Annotated in this window: 3 protein-coding genes; 1 reads left to right on the forward strand and 2 read right to left on the reverse strand. The window is 30.9% G+C overall.

Annotation, left to right across the window (positions count from 1 at the left end; all coding sequences use genetic code 11):
* Positions 1-411 precede the first annotated feature (411 nt).
* Positions 412-924 (forward strand): cysteine hydrolase family protein, encoded by a 513-nt coding sequence (locus C568_RS0129995; protein ID WP_018783715.1) that lies wholly within the window; start codon positions 412-414, stop codon positions 922-924.
* Between the two features lie 289 nt (positions 925-1,213).
* On the opposite strand, the gene C568_RS0130000 is transcribed toward C568_RS0129995, so the two are convergent.
* Both C568_RS0130000 and C568_RS31605 read right to left on the reverse strand, forming a co-directional pair.
* Positions 1,214-1,594, reverse strand: coding sequence for a hypothetical protein (locus C568_RS0130000; protein WP_018783716.1), 381 nt, complete (start codon positions 1,592-1,594; stop codon positions 1,214-1,216).
* A gap of 260 nt (positions 1,595-1,854) precedes the next feature.
* The coding region (locus C568_RS31605; RefSeq protein WP_018783717.1) for an IS4 family transposase at positions 1,855-3,110 on the reverse strand (1,256 nt) is incomplete at its 5' end.

Raw genomic sequence — 3,110 nt, forward strand, 5'->3', positions numbered from 1 at the left:
CAATCTTTTCAGGATAGACTCCTATGCTCATCAATCTTTTCAGGATAGACTCCTATGCTCATCAATCTAGGCAGAATAAATTTCATTGTTATAAAAGATATAAAATTTTCTTTTTGGGGCAGTATAGAATTTTAGCTTGATGGGCATGCGGTCGAACCCCTAATTTATCAAAAGTTGATAAGTTCATGCTAAAAACGCCATCCTTTCCTATGATTCTACAGAAAGAATAGCGTATTTTTGCATTTTAAGGAAATTTAGTATTTATATCTTCTTTTTATGTTGTCTAGTATATTGAATGTAAGGTTTTTGATTTTTTGTATTTTTCTATAATTTTTAGCGAAATAAGAGTGTATAATACATCCTCAAATGATAGAATTATTAACATATTGCAAAATGAAAGAGGTAAAAATAATGGAGACTTGTGCAGATGTTTTAATCGTTATCGATTTACAAAATGGCGTATGTTACAGTGGAGATCATTTATTTAATTTACAAAATTTACTCACTAAAGTAAATAATAGAATTGCCTTATATAGAGAATTACATAAACCAATCATTTTTGTTCAACACTGTGATGAAGAATTAGTACCTGAAGAAGAACCATGGGCTATTAATGCCAATCTAGATGTTCAAGAGCAAGATTTTTTTGTAAGAAAAATACATGCAAATTCTTTTTACAAAACGAACTTAAAAAATCTTTTAGACCAATTAGCTGTACATCGTATTGAATTTTGCGGTGCCCAAACAGAATACTGTATGGATGCTACGATTAAATTTGCTCATGGATTGGGATACGAAAACTTCATGGTACAGAAAGCAACCTCTACTTTGAATAATCCATTTATGTCGGCAAAAGAGACGATTGATTTTTATGAAAATATATGGAACAACAGATTTTTAAAATTGATAGGAGATGAATCTTAGAATAAACGATTATATAAAAATCCTAAAACGAGGATTCATCAGCGAAAATTAAAGGTGTTCCGCCCCATAGCCATCAACTTAAAAAACAACCCCCAAAAAAACGATAAAAATGAGGGGGTTTCACAAAATTTTTGTTCTGGGGTATCTCTTATTCTTAGCTTGAGGGGCATGGGATATCGCCAGCATTTTGGAAAAAACTACGCTAGTCAAAAGTAAAACCGTTCATCAGAATAGCTTTACTTTTGACATAATTCTCGTTATTGGAAGTATATTTAAGACCACTATTAATTTAATAAGAGTCTAATATCTCAAGTTTCTTAGCTAATACCCAACCACTTAGACCATAAGATGCACAAATGTTGTAATAAAAATAATTCCCTTTTATTAATGTTTCCTCTAATTCTTTAATATCTTCATAACATATAGGCCAACAATAAGATTTTTGTTGCTCTAATAATTTCTTATTCTCTTTAAAAAAATCTAGAAGTGGATCTTCGTCTATATTAAAAATAATGCTGTTACTTATTTGGGTTTCAAAAAAATGTGCTAGGACACCCGAAAAAACTATATATACATTGTTTCCTGATTCAGTAAGGGTGTGAATACGAATTTCTTCTTTCTCAAGATTAACTTGGTATGAAACAATTGTATTATCGTGAACACTTATCATAACTTCACTCCTTAAAGTATAGATATTTGATTTTTGTTTCTTCAATATTATTTTTTCTAATTGTAACATTTGAGAGAACTGATTTATTAAGATTTTTAGATGTATAGGATATTCATATAGGGGTACAGCCGCATGCCCATCAACTTAAGAGCGAAAATAAAATAAACTTTCGTTCATATAAGCTAAAAAACTCTTAAAATATTTTGTGTCCTTAAAAATGAGCATACCAAATAAACCTAGATAGGTATCGTTTTTTTAAATTATGCAACTTTCTTTTGTTTTTCAAGTCCACTATACTCATAAACAACACCCATAATATCAAAGACTGTTTTCTTCTCATATCGATGAGATTTCCTTCCATTTTTCTGTAGTAGGTGGAATAGGAGGATTAGAATCTTTGTTGTTTCTTGAGTGTTTTGTTGTATAGCTTGATATAACAGATATAAATGATCTTGAATCATTCCAATTGCTTTATATTCGCTTAATTCCTTTTGTTTCTTTTGTAAAATCAATTGTCGCATCTTAAACATGGTAGAAGAACATAGAAAAATGGCAATGAGCTTTCCATAAACATGGCATTCTAACCGCTCTTGTTTGATATTTTGCCAATGATGAATTTGAAATAAGGATTTCCAAGTTTTAAAAATGATTTCAATTTGCCAGCGGAGAGAGTAAAAATCATGTATTTGTTCCATCGGAACAATCTCCCAAGGTGTATTGGTAACATATATGTTCATACCAGCTAATCGTTTGCTTTTTTCTGAATATGTAATGCCCTTCTTACTTTCCGTATACACTTGTTTTTTCCTACGTTCACGAAATTGTTTTTCTGTTAATCGATACATAATCACCCGAGTGAATAGTTTTGTATCTTTTCCAATATAAGCATCTTTTATTTCATAGACCTGCCCCGGTTTTAAGGTATTCATAATTTGTTCTAAATCAACTTTGATGTACTGAGACTGTTTTTTTACTGTCCCATTTCGAAAGTATTCAGGAAATTGATTTTTGATATACACCATATTGTTTAATTTGAGTCGTGATATATAATACACACCACGTTGATCCATTTGATCTAAATCATCCAGTGAATAATAGCCTAAGTCCCGAATACAGAGGTCTCCAGGACGTAATGTCGCTAAACACTCTGTTCCAAAGGTTTTATCATTATTTTTCCCTGGTTCAACTTGAAAATTTAAAAATTGTCCACTGTGTAAATCATATTCTAACTGAATTTTTATACCCGCTGTTTGTGCACAACCACCTGATCCAGGATACACATTAGCTAAATGTTTTGGCACTTGGAAAATTGTTGCATCTAAAATACGAATTCGTTGAAAATAAGCGGTTGAAGAGCTTGGAATTACTGATGTTTCACAAATTTTATTTTTTAATAATACAGAGAAAATATGTTTTAAAAAGCAAACAGCTTTTTTATTGAAACGTTTATTGAGTCCTTCCGGACTAATAAGAGTTCCTGTAGCTGCATGAAGTTGACTGCACAGTCTAACTAAAG

The sequence above is a fragment of the Bacillus sp. 95MFCvi2.1 genome, assembly GCF_000374965.1.
Classification (GTDB): domain Bacteria; phylum Bacillota; class Bacilli; order Bacillales; family Bacillaceae_G; genus Bacillus_A; species Bacillus_A pseudomycoides.